The organism is Leclercia tamurae (assembly GCF_025566055.1).
In the GTDB taxonomy this organism is placed as follows: domain Bacteria; phylum Pseudomonadota; class Gammaproteobacteria; order Enterobacterales; family Enterobacteriaceae; genus Enterobacter; species Enterobacter tamurae.
Genome location: NZ_JAMHKS010000025.1, coordinates 1 through 294, shown reverse-complemented (window position 1 = coordinate 294; position 294 = coordinate 1). Strand labels below are relative to the sequence as shown.

General features: G+C 41.8%; 1 rRNA gene. It reads left to right on the top strand.

From position 1 onward, the window contains the following. Window positions 1-80, top strand: a 16S ribosomal RNA gene (locus M8318_RS00125); the annotation flags it as partial. Window positions 81-294: the final 214 nt, after the last annotated feature.

Below are 294 nucleotides of genomic sequence, written 5' to 3'. Positions count from 1 at the left end.
TTACCACTTTGTGATTCATGACTGGGGTGAAGTCGTAACAAGGTAACCGTAGGGGAACCTGCGGTTGGATCACCTCCTTACCTTAAAGAACCTGCCTTTGTAGTGTCCACACAGATTGTCTGATGAATGATGAACTTCTAAATGTACTTTCGAGTGCATTGAGAAGTTTTGCTCTTTAAAAATCTGGATCAAGCTGAAAATTGAAACGACACACTGTGTCTGCTCTCCGTAATAAGAGCAGATGGTAGGTGTGTTCGAGTCTCTCAAATTTTCGCAAAACGATGATGAATCGAA